Source organism: Leptospira adleri, from assembly GCF_002811985.1.
In the GTDB taxonomy this organism is placed as follows: domain Bacteria; phylum Spirochaetota; class Leptospiria; order Leptospirales; family Leptospiraceae; genus Leptospira; species Leptospira adleri.
This window is the reverse complement of record NZ_NPDU01000040.1, coordinates 1-14,969: the sequence shown is the minus strand read 5'-3', so window position 1 is coordinate 14,969 and position 14,969 is coordinate 1. Positions and strand designations below refer to the sequence as shown.

At 44.4% G+C, this 14,969-nt stretch carries 15 protein-coding genes and 2 tRNA genes; 14 read left to right on the top strand and 3 right to left on the bottom strand.

What is annotated here, in order from left to right; genetic code table 11:
* The first annotated feature begins 94 nt into the window (after positions 1-94).
* Entirely contained in the window at positions 95-715 is a 621-nt protein-coding gene (locus tag CH376_RS15065; RefSeq protein ID WP_100784867.1) for a trimeric intracellular cation channel family protein, read from the top strand.
* Between the two features lie 27 nt (positions 716-742).
* Here CH376_RS15065 and CH376_RS15060 read toward each other — a convergent pair whose 3' ends face one another.
* The gene (locus tag CH376_RS15060; RefSeq protein ID WP_100784868.1) at positions 743-1,318 is read right to left on the bottom strand and encodes a TetR/AcrR family transcriptional regulator; all 576 of its coding nucleotides are present in this window, start codon (positions 1,316-1,318) and stop codon (positions 743-745) included.
* A gap of 86 nt (positions 1,319-1,404) precedes the next feature.
* On the opposite strand from CH376_RS15060, the gene CH376_RS15055 reads away from it, so the two are divergent.
* Together CH376_RS15055 and CH376_RS15050 are read left to right on the top strand one after the other, a co-directional pair.
* Complete coding sequence (locus CH376_RS15055; RefSeq protein WP_243394689.1) at positions 1,405-2,403, top strand: alpha/beta hydrolase; 999 nt, start codon at positions 1,405-1,407, stop codon at positions 2,401-2,403.
* A 527-nt stretch (positions 2,404-2,930) separates the two neighbouring features.
* Positions 2,931-3,935, top strand: a complete 1,005-nt coding sequence (locus CH376_RS15050; protein ID WP_100784870.1) for a hypothetical protein — start codon at positions 2,931-2,933, stop codon at positions 3,933-3,935.
* A gap of 20 nt (positions 3,936-3,955) precedes the next feature.
* Here the strand turns inward: CH376_RS15050 and CH376_RS15045 are convergent, their stop codons facing one another.
* On the bottom strand, positions 3,956-4,840 hold the full coding sequence (locus tag CH376_RS15045; RefSeq protein ID WP_100784871.1) for a DMT family transporter: 885 nt from the start codon (positions 4,838-4,840) through the stop codon (positions 3,956-3,958).
* A gap of 181 nt (positions 4,841-5,021) precedes the next feature.
* Between CH376_RS15045 and CH376_RS15040 the strand changes: the two genes are divergently transcribed.
* Positions 5,022-5,651, top strand: coding sequence for a CDGSH iron-sulfur domain-containing protein (locus CH376_RS15040; RefSeq protein WP_100784872.1), 630 nt, complete (start codon positions 5,022-5,024; stop codon positions 5,649-5,651).
* 190 nt (positions 5,652-5,841) lie between these two features.
* Here the strand turns inward: CH376_RS15040 and CH376_RS15035 are convergent, their stop codons facing one another.
* Positions 5,842-6,474: a glycosyltransferase gene (locus tag CH376_RS15035; RefSeq protein ID WP_100784873.1), complete on the bottom strand. Its 633-nt coding sequence runs from the start codon at positions 6,472-6,474 to the stop codon at positions 5,842-5,844.
* A 1,146-nt stretch (positions 6,475-7,620) separates the two neighbouring features.
* On the opposite strand from CH376_RS15035, the gene CH376_RS15025 reads away from it, so the two are divergent.
* From CH376_RS15025 to CH376_RS14980, 10 genes are all read left to right on the top strand, one after another.
* A tRNA-Thr gene (locus tag CH376_RS15025) sits at positions 7,621-7,692 on the top strand.
* Positions 7,693-7,703: 11 nt separating this feature from the next.
* Positions 7,704-7,774 (top strand) — tRNA-Trp (locus CH376_RS15020).
* A 50-nt stretch (positions 7,775-7,824) separates the two neighbouring features.
* Positions 7,825-8,013, top strand: a complete 189-nt coding sequence (gene secE / locus CH376_RS15015; RefSeq protein WP_100784874.1) for a preprotein translocase subunit SecE — start codon at positions 7,825-7,827, stop codon at positions 8,011-8,013.
* A 33-nt stretch (positions 8,014-8,046) separates the two neighbouring features.
* Positions 8,047-8,592, top strand: coding sequence for a transcription termination/antitermination protein NusG (gene nusG / locus CH376_RS15010; protein WP_100784875.1), 546 nt, complete (start codon positions 8,047-8,049; stop codon positions 8,590-8,592).
* 32 nt (positions 8,593-8,624) lie between these two features.
* Positions 8,625-9,050, top strand: a complete 426-nt coding sequence (gene rplK, locus CH376_RS15005; protein ID WP_100784876.1) for a 50S ribosomal protein L11 — start codon at positions 8,625-8,627, stop codon at positions 9,048-9,050.
* Positions 9,051-9,068: 18 nt separating this feature from the next.
* On the top strand, positions 9,069-9,761 hold the full coding sequence (gene rplA, locus CH376_RS15000) for a 50S ribosomal protein L1 (RefSeq protein ID WP_100784877.1): 693 nt from the start codon (positions 9,069-9,071) through the stop codon (positions 9,759-9,761).
* Positions 9,762-9,788: 27 nt separating this feature from the next.
* Positions 9,789-10,322, top strand: coding sequence for a 50S ribosomal protein L10 (rplJ, locus tag CH376_RS14995; RefSeq protein ID WP_100784878.1), 534 nt, complete (start codon positions 9,789-9,791; stop codon positions 10,320-10,322).
* Between the two features lie 50 nt (positions 10,323-10,372).
* Positions 10,373-10,753 (top strand): 50S ribosomal protein L7/L12, encoded by a 381-nt coding sequence (gene rplL, locus CH376_RS14990; protein WP_100784879.1) that lies wholly within the window; start codon positions 10,373-10,375, stop codon positions 10,751-10,753.
* 245 nt (positions 10,754-10,998) lie between these two features.
* On the top strand, positions 10,999-14,679 hold the full coding sequence (gene rpoB / locus CH376_RS14985; RefSeq protein ID WP_100784880.1) for a DNA-directed RNA polymerase subunit beta: 3,681 nt from the start codon (positions 10,999-11,001) through the stop codon (positions 14,677-14,679).
* A gap of 3 nt (positions 14,680-14,682) precedes the next feature.
* Positions 14,683-14,969, top strand: a 287-nt coding sequence (locus CH376_RS14980; protein WP_133124666.1) for a hypothetical protein, incomplete at its 3' end; no start/stop codon positions are given.

Here is a 14,969-nt window from a genome sequence, read left to right as displayed (position 1 = left end):
ACGCTTTCTTGAAAAAAAACTGCAAAATAAAAACGATACATTACGGATTTAAACGAAGAATTTTACCCGTTTTTAAAAGAATAGAAAGTACATTATGGATTTATCATATTATATGGAACTCGCCGGCGTAGGGTTTTTCGCCGTATCGGGCGCGTTGGCCGCCGCGGAAAAAAAAGGACATCACAATGATATCTTTAGCGCGTTTTTTACGGGATTTATCACCGCGATCGGAGGAGGAACCCTTCGCGATATCACCCTCGGAAATTATCCCGTCGCCTGGGTTCGAGACGAAAACGTTCTCTGGGCTATCTTTTTCGGATTTCTATTGACGATTCTTTTCGCGCGTTATTGGGTTCGTTTTCGCAGGGAAATTTTTCTTTTTGATTCGATTGGAATCGGAATTTATACCGTGATAGGAACCAAAATTTCTCTCGCAGCCGGAGTCAATCCGTTCGGCTCCGTGATATTAGGAATGGTCTCCGCAATCTTCGGCGGCGTGATTCGAGACACTCTTATCAACGAAGTGCCTTTGATCTTCAGGAAAGAAATTTATGCGACCGCTTGTATCGCCGGAGCGGTCTTTTATATTGCATTAAGATATTTGCATATAGAAGAGGATTGGAACACCGGCCTTTCCGTCCTTCTTGTGGTTTTAATTCGAATCGTCGCGGTTCGCTACAACCTTTCTCTCCCCAAATTCAAATTGCCCGAGTAAATTCAAAAATAAGAATCCGATTCTTCCCTAATCGGTATCGAGTTGACTGACAATTCCCGGAGCGGCAAGCGAAGTAAACCAATTCGAGATCGTTTCCGAGTCCCAATTCAAATCGTTCCGCAATAGATGGGATAATAAACCCTGTACCGCGCCGGAAAGATAATGCGAGATATAACGATAAGGAAAGGAAGGATTTGAATATCTTTCTCTCAACGTCAGATGCGTTCGATACGATTCTTCCGATAAAAAGTCGGAAAGTTTGCTGTGAAATTCGTAAGGTATCGTCTCCTGAAAAATCCGTTTGTAGAACTCTCGATTCTTTTTAACGTTTTCAAATAGATAGAATGTGAGTGGTTTCCCTTCTGATAAAAGTGTGTCCGCATTCAACTCTTTTACCTTCTCGTTGTTTTCCAAAAAAACATACTTAAACGTTTTCCAGAGAAGTTCTTCTTTGCCGGTAAAGTAACTGTAAAAGTTCGCTCTCGTCATTCCCGAATCTTCCGCAATGTCTCCGATCGTAATCTTAGAATAATCTAAAGTTAGGAAACGAGCAAGGAAGGCTTCGATGATAGCGTTGTATTGTTTTTCGATCTTTTCGGACATAAAAATTGACACCTGTATAGTTTTGAAATTAAGAAGAACGTTTTCCAGTTATACAAAAAGAGACTTTTTCAGAAAGCGTGGAAAGTATGAAACTGAAATTCGTACTTTTGAGCATTCTCGCTTTTTATTGCTGCAAAATTTCTCCTTCCGAAAGAGGAGGAAGTTATTTGAACACGACCCATTGGCAGAGATACCAAAAATTCCTTCCGGAAAGTCTGAAGGTAAAAGACGGTAAACTTCCGAAGGAGGAATACTGGGCTTGGAATGATGTTCGGGTTCATCTGGATCGATATGAGAATCCGAATTCCGATTGTAAGGTTCTATTGATTCACGGAGGAGGAGGGAACGGAAGAATTCTAGGTTCGATCGCGAAGCCGGTCTTCGATTTCGGATGTGAAGTCGTCGCCCCGGATCTTCCCGGTTTCGGTCTTACTCTGACGGATCAAAATTTTAAAATGGAATACGGCGACTGGGTCTTATTGTTAAACGACTTGATTGAATCGGAAAGAAAACCCAAAACGAAAATTTTTCTCTTCGGACTCAGCATAGGAGGAATGCTTGCTTATCACGTCGCTGCGGAGAACGGAAACGTACAGGGTTTGATCGTGACGACTCTCGCCGACCTCAGGAGAACCGAGGTGCAGGACGCTGTTTCTAAAAATCGGTTTTTAAGAATTTTGGGGACTCATTTGGCATTCCGTCTCGGCTGGTTGACGAACGATCTCTATCTTCCGATCCGATGGTTGAGCAAGATGGAACTCATCACAAACGATCCCGATTTTTCTAAAGTGTTTTCGGAGGATCCTTATGCGGGAGGCGCAGAGGTCAACTTTCGTTGGTTGAAAACGATTTCGGAATTTCAGCCGAAGTTGGAACCGGAATCGTTTAACGTATGTCCGATTCTTTTAGCGCATCCGGGGATCGATCCTTGGACTCCATTGGCCCTCAGTCGGCCTTTTTTCGATCGGATCCCCGGAGATAAAAAGTTCGTCCTTTTGGAAGGGGCGGGGCATTTTCCTTACGAAGAACCCGGATTGTTTCAGTTGAAGACCGCAATTTATGATTTCATACATTCAATTAAATGAATATAGTTAAATAGGAGAAGGATCGGACGTGCGACCCGCCCCGTCTTTCTCATATCGTTAAGAATCTGTCGCAGAGTCGGTTTCTTTGAAATCCTGTGAAACGTTCCGGAAGAATATTCAAAATCGTTTTGCCGATCCGTTCAAAATCTTCGATACTCCCGGATTGTAGTTTCGAACGGCCTGCACAATCTCCGTTTCAGAAGTGATAGAAAAATTATTTCCGTAGTTCACGATTTCATTTTGGGAATTTCAGACTTGGATCGATTACCATCGAAAAAAACGGGCTCGTTTTCCACTGAATCGATTTTGGTTTGATGCGCTTAAACGAAAAGCCCCGAATGATCCGAACCGATATTCTAAATGTTTCTCCGTTAAAATTCTCAAAAGAAAAAATTCCGAAAGGAAATCGGAATTCTTCTTGAGGGAGTAGGGCCGATCCTTTAATAAGAACCGGGCTTCTTTTTTACAAAGGCGCCGGCAAAATTCTTACAAAGAAATTTTAAAAGAGAAAAGAATAAAGAGGCATTATGGGCGGAATCGGATCCAATTTTAACTATGCAAGATTCAAGGCGAACGATCCTGGAGGTCACTACGAAAGCTGGTTTGTAAGAGCCAATCATCCTTCTCTCGCAAAGGCCGTCTGGATACGTTATACGATATTTTCCCCGAAGGGAAATCCTGGAAAAGCGATCGGAGAACTTTGGGCGATCTATTTCGACGGAGAAAAAAATTCTCATTTCGTTTCCAAATCTGAATTTCCGATCGCTTCCTGTTCTTTTCAATCTTCTCCTCTTTTGATTTCGATCGGAGGTTCGGAACTGACGGATTCTTATCTGATCGGAAAAGCGGGAAATAAAAAAGGACCTGAAAATTTTTTCTGGGATCTAAAGATCTCGGGCGGAAGTCCTCCTTTGTTTCTCTTCCCTGAAAATCTTTACGAAGGAGGTTTTCCAAAAGCGAAGGTGTTAGTCGGAAATCCTTCCATAAAAATTTCAGGAACTCTCAAACTAGGAAACGAAGAGGTTGTATTGCAGGATTGGATCGGAAGTCACAATCACAATTGGGGATCGAAGCATACGGATCGTTACGCTTGGGGACAAGTCGTCGGCTTCGAGGAAGAAGCCGATTCTTTTCTCGAGCTCGCGACTGCAAAACTAAGAATCGGACCATTTTGGACTCCCGCCATTACTCCGATCGTATTTCGATTCCGAGGAAAAGATTATAAACTCAATCACCCGCTTCAAGGATTTGGCCGGGCTAAGTATCGTTATTTCGATTGGAATTTCGGAGCGAGTTCGAATGAAATTTCCATCAAGGGAAGAATTTTTGCCGATCGACAAGACTTTGCTTGTCTTCAATATTGGAATCCCCCCGGAGGATGGAAATACTGCCTCAATAGTAAAATCGCAAACGCAGAAATTTTCATAAAAAGAAAAGAGGACGTCTCTTCTATTAAATTGACTTCAAAGAGGAAGGCCGCGTTCGAAATTCTGACGGACGATTCCTCGCACGGAATGTCCGCAGAGGTTTAAAATATTAAAATGTACTAAAGTTATTGAATCTTCCGATTTTTAGGAGGAGTTGCCTTTTTTTGAAAGCGGATTCTTCCTAAAAAGATGGAAAAGCCGACCATTAAGCCGATCGAGATCATGGAAGAATCGATTCTTTCCGACAAGATCAAAGCCGAGAAAAAGAACGTTAGGAATGGTTGTAACAACTGAATCTGTCCCACTTTTCCGATTCCGCTCGTCGCAAGACCTTTGTACCAGGCGAAAAAACCCAAGAACATGCTGAATACTCCGGTATATAAAAATCCGAACCAAGCGGAGAAGGGAGCTTCCAAGTCGTCTTTTTGAAACGTAAAGATGGAAATGAGCGTTACGAAAGGTAAAGCAAGGACTAAAGACCAGGAAATTACTTTCCATCCCCCGTATATTTTTGAAAGTCTTCCTCCTTCCGCGTATCCGATCGCAGCGGAAAGAACCGCCATAAAAAGAAAAAGATCTCCGAAACGAAGCGAGACTTCTTGATTCCAAAGGGAATAAAAAACGACGATGACGGAACCGAAAAGACTCGCGATCCAAAAGAGGATCGTCTGAGATTCTTTTGCGAGAACGGTTCCTGCTATGGCCGTTGCAAGGGGAAGAATTCCGGTGATCACTCCTCCGTGCGAAGAAGGAATGTGTTGAAGGGCATACGCCGAAAAAACTGGAAATCCGATCACTACGCCTAACATTACAATGATTAAACGAGGAAGAATTTCGATCGGAAGAAGAACGTTTTTTGTAAGTTTTAACGAGAAGACCGCAAGGACTCCCGCGAGCACGGCCCTTCCCAAGCCTACGAAGAGAGGATCGAAATATCCTACGGTCAATTTTGTTGCCGGAAGAGTAAGACTAAAAATCAGAACTCCGATAAAACCCCAAAACAAACCCATACGAATCCCCCAGAATCCGATTTCTAACCTTACTTTAAATCTGAGTACTCATTTTTGGATCGATTCTTAAGAGGAAAGAAATTTCCGATCGGCTACCTTTTTAAAATCCGTAAACGATTCTGCTTGGCTGATTTTAGAAATCGGGTTATAGTTTTTAGGCTCGAGGAGAAGGAGTCGGAAAATGGAAATCGTAAACGGAAAAGAAACAAGCATACGCTTCGATGGAAAAAAATGTATTCATTCCAGAAATTGTGTTCTCAGCAGACCCGATGTTTTTGTTCCGAACGTGGAAGGGGAATGGATTTATCCCGATCGGGCTTCGATCGGAGAAGTTCAAAATTTGGCCCTCAACTGTCCATCCGGAGCGATCCAATATAAGAACGGTCCGGACTCGGAAAACGAAAAAGCGCCGATCGTAAATATAGTTCGAGTCCGCGAGAACGGACCACTCGCTTTTCACGCGGATTTGGAAATTGCAGATCAAAAGGATCTTGGATTTCGCGTAACGTTATGCCGCTGCGGCGCTTCAAAAAACAAACCCTTCTGCGATTCGAGTCACAACCAAATCGATTTTCACGCAACGGGCGAACCTTCAACCGAAGAATCTTCGCCTCTATTCGTTAGAAACGGAAAACTTACGATCAAGCCGACTCGAAATGGGCCGCTGAAAATAACCGGAAATTTGGAACTCTGCACAGGAACAGGAAGGACGATTCATAGAGTTACGGAAACTTATCTCTGTCGATGCGGCGGATCCTCGAATAAGCCTTATTGCGACGGAACTCACAAAAAGAACGGATTTCAGTCTTAACGGGTTTCTATAGATTATTAGAATATTATTAAATGTTAATTCATTTACGATTGTTTTTATTTGCGCTCTTTTGTTTTTACGAAGACTGCGACTGGACGATAGAAGAATCAGGCTCGGCTGCGCGGAAAGTTTAAAGGTTCGATATGGGGTCTGCCGCAGTTCTACTCAAAAGATATCCTGAGAAATCGAATTATATTTTCGGAAACCTATCGTTTCTAATTAAAAAGTGGAAAAAAGCCAATTTCCAATAAAGAAATTGATGAAGGAGTGTGATTTTCCACCAACCGTTCTTCTTGTATTTACGATCGCTCGTGCTCAGGAAGGAATCGATTCTGCGTAAAGAAATCCCATTTTCGAGCGCAATCCAGACAAAAAGGAGATCTTCTCCATAGGGAGTCTTCTCGTTAAATCCTCCAAGCCGAAGAAAAATATCTTTTCGGATGCAAAGTCCTTGGTCTCCAAACGGAGAGTTTAAGAGCCAGGACCGAATGTTTGCCCCGGTCGCGTTGATCTTCATTCTTAAACTCTCCGGATAAAATCGAAGTTTATAATAATGTAATGTTTCCGGAAAGTTTGAAATTGCGTCTTGCAAAGATTGGATCGTTTCTGTACCGATTCTGCTGTCGCCATGAAGGAACCAAAGAAATTCTCCTTGCGACTTTTTGACTCCGGAATTGAGGGCCTTTGCTCGATTTTCTTTTTCGGACGATGGGGAAATGACGACTTCCCATTCCTCCGGAATCAAGCGTGGGAGTTCCCTCAAGAGGATTTCGGATTCAGAATCGCCTTCCTGCACAGGGATAATCACCGATAGGATTTTCATTCGGATTTTCAATTTAGAATTTTAGAATGCACTTGCCATCTAAATTTTGTTTTCATTTTCAAAATGAATGGTCTTTCGGTTCGCTTGCAGCGTGCCTCAAAAATATTATTTTCCTTCGTCGGAAAGGTTAAGCTGGAATATTCCGTATCGGTTTTGGGATAGAATCTTATCATTCTTATTTTCCAAAGAGGCAGGGGTTATTTATAACGTAAACCGTCGTCGATTCAAAGAGGCTTTTCGATTTCCGGTTCTAAGAAAAAGAGTATGTTTTCAATCATCGGATCTTTTCTTGTGAAATTTTTAAGAGTTGGAGTTCCTACTTTTCATTTCGAAGCCTTGAAATAGGGATCATTCGAAAACGATTCGAGAGATTTTGATCTTGCAGCGGTCGAACCGCATTCTGTTTTTTCGAAGCGTAAAACGCCACTTTTGCGGAAGTTCATTTTTATGCGCTTATAAGAATCTTATGTCGCATACATCACGGTTCTTTTCCGAAGAAAAGAAAAGAAAAGACCTCATACTTTGAAATTTGCGGGAACTCCTCGGGAAAAACAAAGGACGATTGAATCTCCGAGAACAAAAAGCACAGCCGTAAATATTATGTTCTTTCATTTTCAAATCACGATGCCCGCCCGGTCAGACTTCATATAAAGTAGGAACTCCTTATTCCATGTAAAATTCATTGGCTGAGAATGTGGATAGAAGGGGCATTCTTAGACCCAACCCGCCTAAAAGACCATATCCGAAAAGCCGTAAAACCTTGTCCATTTCCGAAGTTGCGAGCTCGCCGTTTTTTCAAAAAAAGATCCGTAAAAAAATCCGGATCTCCGAATCTGAATCCGAGATTTTTCTTGTACGAAAATTAATTTCGCCGACTCTTGTCTTTAGGTGAAAACACCTTCCCGGTCCATGGGAGTTCCGTTGCAAACTCCGTGTAATTTTTTGCTCTCTCTGCTTTCGCTCCCAGGTCCGGGATTTTTTGTAATTTTTGGGAGTTCCCACACTTCCGGTTTCCCATTTTTGCAGTCAAACGGATCAGAAAACGGTAATTAGCAAATTCTATGCCGGATTTGATTGACGTCTAGCCCACCTTAAAAATACTGTGAATTCCTAGGCATCTTTTAGCAGAGAGCCGGAAGGAATATTGCCCTCTTAGCTCAGTGGTAGAGCACTTCCATGGTAAGGAAGGGGTCGCCAGTTCAAGCCTGGCAGAGGGCTAAGAAATATACAGGCCTGTAGTTTAGTGGTAGAACTAGGATCTCCAAAGTCCTTGGTGGGAGTTCGATTCTCTCCGGGCCTGCAAGATTCTTCTCTCTCTGCGTCGGCCTACAATACATCTGGCAGGAAATCGTGAAAGTAACTACTTTTATACAGGAATGTAAAGCGGAATTGGAAAAGGTCCAGTGGCCTACCCGCGAAGAAGTTGTCTATTCCACAGTCGTGGTGTTAGTGACTGTCTTCTTTTTTTCCATTTTCCTGTTTTTTGCGGATTCGGCATTTGTAAAGCTCCTTACCTGGTTCTGGGAACAGGGCAGCTAAGGTAAGATCGGAAGGAATCTTTAAGTTATCTCCATGGGAACAAAAAAGTGGTACGCCCTTCAGACTTATTCCGGTCACGAGAATAAGGTTCAGAAGAATATAGAAAAGCTCGTTCAGCAGAAGAAGCTGGAAGAGAAAATTTTCCAGGTTAAGATACCGACCATGGATGTTGCCGAAATGAAAAACGGCAAAAAGAAAGTAACCAAACGGAAGTTGATGCCCGGTTACGTTCTGATCGAAATGGATATGGATGACGATACTCGATTTTTGATCCAGTCTCTTCCGTCCGTTTCGACTTTTGTAGGATCCAAAGACGGTGGTCCCGAGCCGCTTTCTTTGGAAGAGGTGAAAAATTTATTCTCCGAGTCCGGCGACGTCGCAAATGAAGAACCGGTAGCTCCGAAGATCCTCTTCAAAGTAGGGGATTCTTTAAAAATTATCGACGGGCCTTTCGCGAATTTTACGGGACTCGTCGACGAAATCTTTCCGGATAAGGGAAGGCTTCGTGTAAAAGTAGAAATCTTCGGGAGATCAACTCCTGTGGAACTGGATTATCTTCAGGTTAAAACTGAAAATTAAGAGAAAGAACAAAGGAAGCAGGCGTTCTATCCATGGCAGCAAAAAAAGTAGTAAAGCAGATTAAACTTCAGGTAGAAGCGGGAAAAGCAAACCCGGCACCTCCCGTTGGTCCGGCACTTGGTCAGGCCGGTCTTAACATCATGGAATTCTGCAAGCAATTCAATGAAAGATCGAAAGCACAGATCGGATTGAAACTTCCGGTTGTGATCACCGTATTTTCGGATCGCAGTTTTACATTCATCACTAAGTCTCCTCCGGCGGCGCTTCTTGTGAAGAAAGCAATCGGTTTGGAAACGGGTTCTCCGACTCCTCACACTCACAAGGTCGGAAAGATCACTCGCAAACAACTCGAAGAGATCGCCAAAACAAAAATGGAAGACCTCAACGCAAACGACATGGACGCGGCCGTGAATATCATCGCGGGAACCTGCCGTTCTATGGGCGTTACCGTAGATTAATAGGAGCCGGAAAAGAACATGCAACGCGGAAAAAAATACAGAGCTCTCAAAGAAAAAGTAGATAGCACAAAATTCTTCAATATCGATCAGGCCGTGGAACTCGCAAAGTCCACTTCCTATACAAAGTTTGACGGAACTCTCGAGATTTCTACGAAAGTGAATTATAAATCTCTTCAGAACATCCGTGGAACGATTTCTCTTCCTCACGGGACCGGTAAAAAAGTCCGCGTCCTTGTTTTCTGCAAAGGAGACAAACAAAACGACGCAAAGAACGCCGGAGCCGATTTTGTGGGAGATATGGATCTGATCGAAAAAGTAGCCGGCGGTTGGACCGACTTCGACGCTTGCGTGGCTACTCCCGACATGATGAAAGACGTGGGTAAACTCGGTCCGATTCTCGGTAGAAAAGGTCTTATGCCGAAACCGAAAGCTGGAACCGTCACAAACGACGTGGCAAAAGCGGTAGGCGAACTCAAAGCAGGTCGTATCGAATATCGTCCCGATAAAGGCGGTGTCGTTCACCTCGGAGTCGGTAAAGTTTCTTTCGACAACACAAAGTTAGTCGAGAACATCCGCACCGTAGTTCAAACTCTGATGCGCGACAAACCTTCCGATGCAAAAGGCGAATATTTGAAAACTTTCTCCGTTTCTCCTACGATGGGAGTCGGTGTGAAAGTAGACGTGAAAGAACTGGTCAATACTTCCGTCTGACCTGGACAAGATTTGGAGTTATAGAAAATGGCGAATCAGGAAAAAGTAGAAGCAGTCGCATTACTCAAAGGCAAGTTAGAAGCGAAGAATAACTTCATTCTTGCGTGCTATTCAGGATTGACCGTGGAAGAAATTACCGGTCTTCGCGCTCAATTGAGAAAGGAAGGTTCTGAGATGAAAGTTCTCAAGAACAATCTTTTCTTAAGAGCCCTGAAAGAATCGGAAGGTCACAAAGACAAAAACATTTCTTTTGGACCAGAGTATCAAGGGCCACTGGCTGCGATCTTCGCAGGCGAAAATCTCCCTGCCGTTGCGAAAGTCTGTAAAGACTTCGCTAAGAACAACAAGAACCTCATCGTAAGAGCGGGTTATATGGACGGTTCGGTGTTGGATGCGGAAGGTGTAGAAGCGATCGCAGGACTTCCAAGCCGCGAACAACTTCTCGCTCAAATCGCCGGTGGAATCAACGCACCTGCAAGAACGATTGCGTCCGGTCTCAACCAGATCATCGCGTCTCTTGCAAGAGCGATCAACGCGGTTGCGGAAAAGAACAACGCATAACGTATTTTTTAAATAGCAAAACGACTAAACGGAATCAAAGGAGCATATAAATGTCTACAGAAGCGCTATTAGAGCAAATCGGAAAACTAACCTTAGTTGAGGCTGCAGACCTCGTTAAAAAAATGGAAGATAAATTCGGCATTTCTGCTGCAGCACCGGTTGCAGTAGCGACTGCGGCGCCTGCAGCGGGCGGCGGAGCGGCGGCTGAAGAGGCTTCCACTTATAACGTCATTCTGAAAGGTTTTGGCGATAAGAAAATCGAAGTGATCAAACTCGTAAGAGAAATCACCGGCCTTGGATTGAAAGAGGCGAAAGACCTCGTTGAAGCTGGCGGAAAGTCTGTTAAAGAAGGCGTTTCTAAAGCAGAAGCTGATGACCTCAAAAAGAAACTCGAGGGCGTTGGCGCACAGATCGAACTCAAAGCGAGCTAATCGTTTCGTTAGAGCTCTGTTAGCGCTAGCTTTCAAAAAATCCTTTCACTCACGGCAAGGAGGCCTGGTTTCAGGCCCCCTTGCTCGTTTGTATTTACAGCCTTTCGGAATTTTGGTATCTTTTCTCAAAAAAGGTCTTACTCTGAAAGAGTCCGATTCCTTCTTCTTTGCCCGAGGCAAGAATTTAGGTTCATCTTGTTTATACAGGTCATAGTTTTTTTCATAATCGATAGGGAGCACAAAGAATGTACGGTCAAGTAGAGAGAAAACGGGTAAACTTCGGAAAAATTACGAATCTGGATTACCTTCCTAACTTGATTCAAATTCAGAAGCGTTCTTTTGACTGGTTTCTTCAGACAGACGTTAAGGATGAAACCAAAAGAAAGCATCAAGGATTAGAAGCTGTATTCCGGGAGACCTTTCCTATTGAAAGTCCCAACAATGACATGATCATGGAATACAGTCATTATATTCTCGGAGAACCGAAACGTTCTCCTCAAGAATGTAAGGACACGGACGCGACATTCGCACTTCCGTTAAAAGCAGTCATCAGGTTAATCATCAAAGAAACCGGAGAAATCCGCGAACAAACGGTTTACATGGGAGATCTTCCCGTGATGACCGAACAGGGAACGTTCATCATCAATGGTGCGGAGCGCGTAGTCGTTTCCCAGCTTCACCGTTCTCCCGGTATCTTCTTCTCTTACGATATGGAAAGAGACGTTTTCTCCGCCAGAGTGATTCCTTATAGAGGATCCTGGCTGGAATTCGAAATGGACAACAAGGGAATTCTGATTGCAAAAATCGACAGAAAGAAAAAATTCCCGGCCACTCTTTTGATCAAGTCGTTAGGGCACGGAACCAACGAAGAGGTTCTTCGTTTATTCTACGGTTCCAGAAAAGAAAAAATCGCGGGCGCCACTTCCAAAGATCTGAAAAAGATTCTCGGAAGAAGAACCATCAACGATATCATCAACATGGAAACCGGAGAGGTCATGCTCGAAGCCGGTTCCAAGATCAACGAGGACAATATCTCCATCTTGAAAGAGATGAAGGTGAAGGAAGTCGAACTGATCGAATTTCCGAAAGGAAAGGATAACCCGATTCTGATCAACGCTCTTGAAAAAGACGGTGTGAACGACTACGAGGATGCGATTCTAAAATTCCATTCTCTCATGCGTCAGGGTGAACCTTCTACGATCGAGAACGCGACTACCGAATTGACTCGTCTTTTCTTTTCTCCGAAAACTTTCGATCTCGGAGACGTGGGCCGTTATAAGATCAATTCCAAGTTCGAATTCAACAATCCGAAAGAATTCTCCGGTGAAAAATCCCGCGTTTTAAGACCTGCGGACATCATCGAAACCGTTCGTTACATTCTGAACCTCTTCTCCGAAACCGAGAATTATTATCCGGACGATATCGATCACCTCGGCAACAGAAGGATCCGTTCCGTCGGTGAGTTGATTTCCAACCAGCTCAAGACCGGATTCTCCAGAGTGGAAAGAGTGATCAAAGAAAGAATGACCGTTCAAGAGATTGAAACCCAAACTCCTCAACTTCTCATTTCGATCAAACCGATCACTGCCGTGATCAACGAATTTTTCGGTTCTTCTCAACTTTCTCAGTTTATGGATCAGACAAACCCTCTCGCGGAACTGACACACAAACGAAGATTGAACGCACTCGGTCCCGGCGGTCTTTCGAGAGACAGAGCGGGTATGGAAGTGCGCGACGTTCACTATTCTCACTATGGTAGAATGTGTCCGATTGAAACTCCGGAAGGTCCGAACATCGGTCTGATTCTTTCCATGTCTTCGTATGCTCGTGTGAACGACTACGGATTCTTGGAAACTCCTTATAGAACGGTGAAAAACTCCAAAGTCACCGGTCAGATCGAACATCTTACCGCGGACAAAGAAGAATATCATTATATCGCACAAGCATCGGGTGTTCTCGACGAAAAAGGAGAACTCAAAAACAAATTGATCTCCACTCGTCACAGAGGGGACTTCCCTTTCCGTAACCCGAGTGAGATTCAGTATATGGATTTGGCTCCTCTGCAAGTAGTTTCGGTTTCCACCGCTCTGATTCCTTTCTTGGAACACGATGATGCAAACCGCGCCTTGATGGGTTCCAACATGCAACGTCAGGCGGTTCCTCTTCTCCGTGAAGAAGCTCCGTTTGTCGGAACGGGAATGGAAACCAGAGCCGCTTACGATTCGAGAATTTGTATCGTGAACAAACACGACGGTGTCGTCGTTTCCGTGGATGCGGAAAGAATTGTCGTGGAAAGAAAGGGCGGAAAAGAATCCGATACCTACGATCTTACAAAATTCAAAAAGACAAACCAAGGAACCTGCTTCAATCAAAAGCCGATCGTAGGCGTGGTTCACTCCGATTTTAACGGAAAAGTTTCGAAAGTATCCAAAGAAAAAATCGAAGTCACCGGAGAAAACGGAGAAGTAAAAGAATACGTTCTCCAGATCGGAAGCAAACAGTACGCTCCTATCGTTTCTTCCGGAGACGAAGTAAAACGCGGAACTACTCTTGCGGGACAAATCGTCACCGGCGAAAAGTTAGACGAAATCGGCAATATTCTCGTTAAGGGGACCGTCCTTGCGGATGGTCCGGCGGTGGACAACGGAGTTCTCGCGCTCGGTAGAAACGTTCTCGCGGCGTTTATGCCTTGGGAAGGTTACAACTTCGAGGACGCGATTTTGATTTCCGAAAGAATCGTCCGCGACGACGTTTTCTCTTCCATTCACATCGAAGAATTCGAGATCCAAGCCAGAGAAACCAAACTCGGCCCGGAACAAATCACTCGAGACATTCCAAATCTTTCGGACAAAGCGTTCCGCGATCTGGATGAAACCGGCGTGATCCGCGTGGGCGCGGAGGTAAAACCGGGAGACATTCTCGTGGGAATGGTGACTCCGAAAGGGGAAACCGACCTGACTCCGGAATACAAACTTCTTCATTCTATCTTTGGTGAAAAAGCAAAGGACGTTCGTGATTCTTCTCTCAGAATGCCGAACGGTTTTGAAGGAACCGTCATCGATATCAAACGATTCTCACGCGAGAATCAAGACGAACTTCCGGCCGGCGTTGAAGAAATGGTGAAAGTATTCGTGGCCAGAAAAAGAAAACTTCTGGTCGGGGATAAAATGGCCGGACGTCACGGAAACAAAGGGGTCGTCGCCCGCGTGATGGCGGAAGAAGATATGCCTTACATGGAAGACGGAACTCCGATGGACATCGTCTTAAACCCGTTAGGCGTTCCTTCGCGGATGAACCTCGGTCAGATTTTTGAAACTCAGTTGGGTTTTGCGGCGAGCAAACTCGGAATTTCTTTTGAAACTCCGGTCTTCGACGGCGCTGAAGAAACCGACGTGGATAATTTCTGCAAAGAGGCGAACCTTCCTCTGAATTCTAAATTCAAATTGTATGACGGTAGAACCGGACTTCCTTTTATGAACGAAGTCTTCTGCGGTTATATCTACATCTTAAAACTCGCTCACTTGGTGGAAGACAAGATCCACGCAAGATCGACCGGTCCTTACTCTCTGGTGACGCAACAACCGCTCGGAGGAAAGGCTCAGTTCGGGGGTCAGCGTCTTGGGGAGATGGAAGTCTGGGCTCTCGAAGCCTACGGCGCTTCTCATACTCTGCAAGAATTGTTGACCATCAAGTCCGACGATATGCTCGGACGTGCGAGAATCTACGAAGCGATCGTAAAGGGAATCCATTCCATCAAACCTGGTATCCCCGAATCCTTCAACGTATTGGTTCAAGAGCTTAGAGGGCTTGCTCTGGATATCATCATCACCGACTCGGAAGGAAACACCGTTGATATTTCCGACTACGAAGATGAATATTCCAAGAGTAAGAAGAAAATTAAATTCGAGACTATAGAGAACGCATAAGATATGAGATCCCATAACGACTTCGAATCGATTACAATCCGCCTCGCTTCTCCCGACAGGATCAAAGAATGGTCCTACGGAGAAGTGAAAAAACCAGAGACCATCAACTACCGGACCTTAAAGCCCGAGAAAGACGGTCTTTTCTGCGAGAAAATTTTCGGAACCACTAAGGACTGGGAATGTTACTGCGGTAAGTTCAAGTCCATCCGTTACAAGGGTGTGGTTTGCGATAAGTGCGGGGTCGAGGTAACTCACTCTAAAGTCCGTCGCGAAAGAATGGGTCATATCGA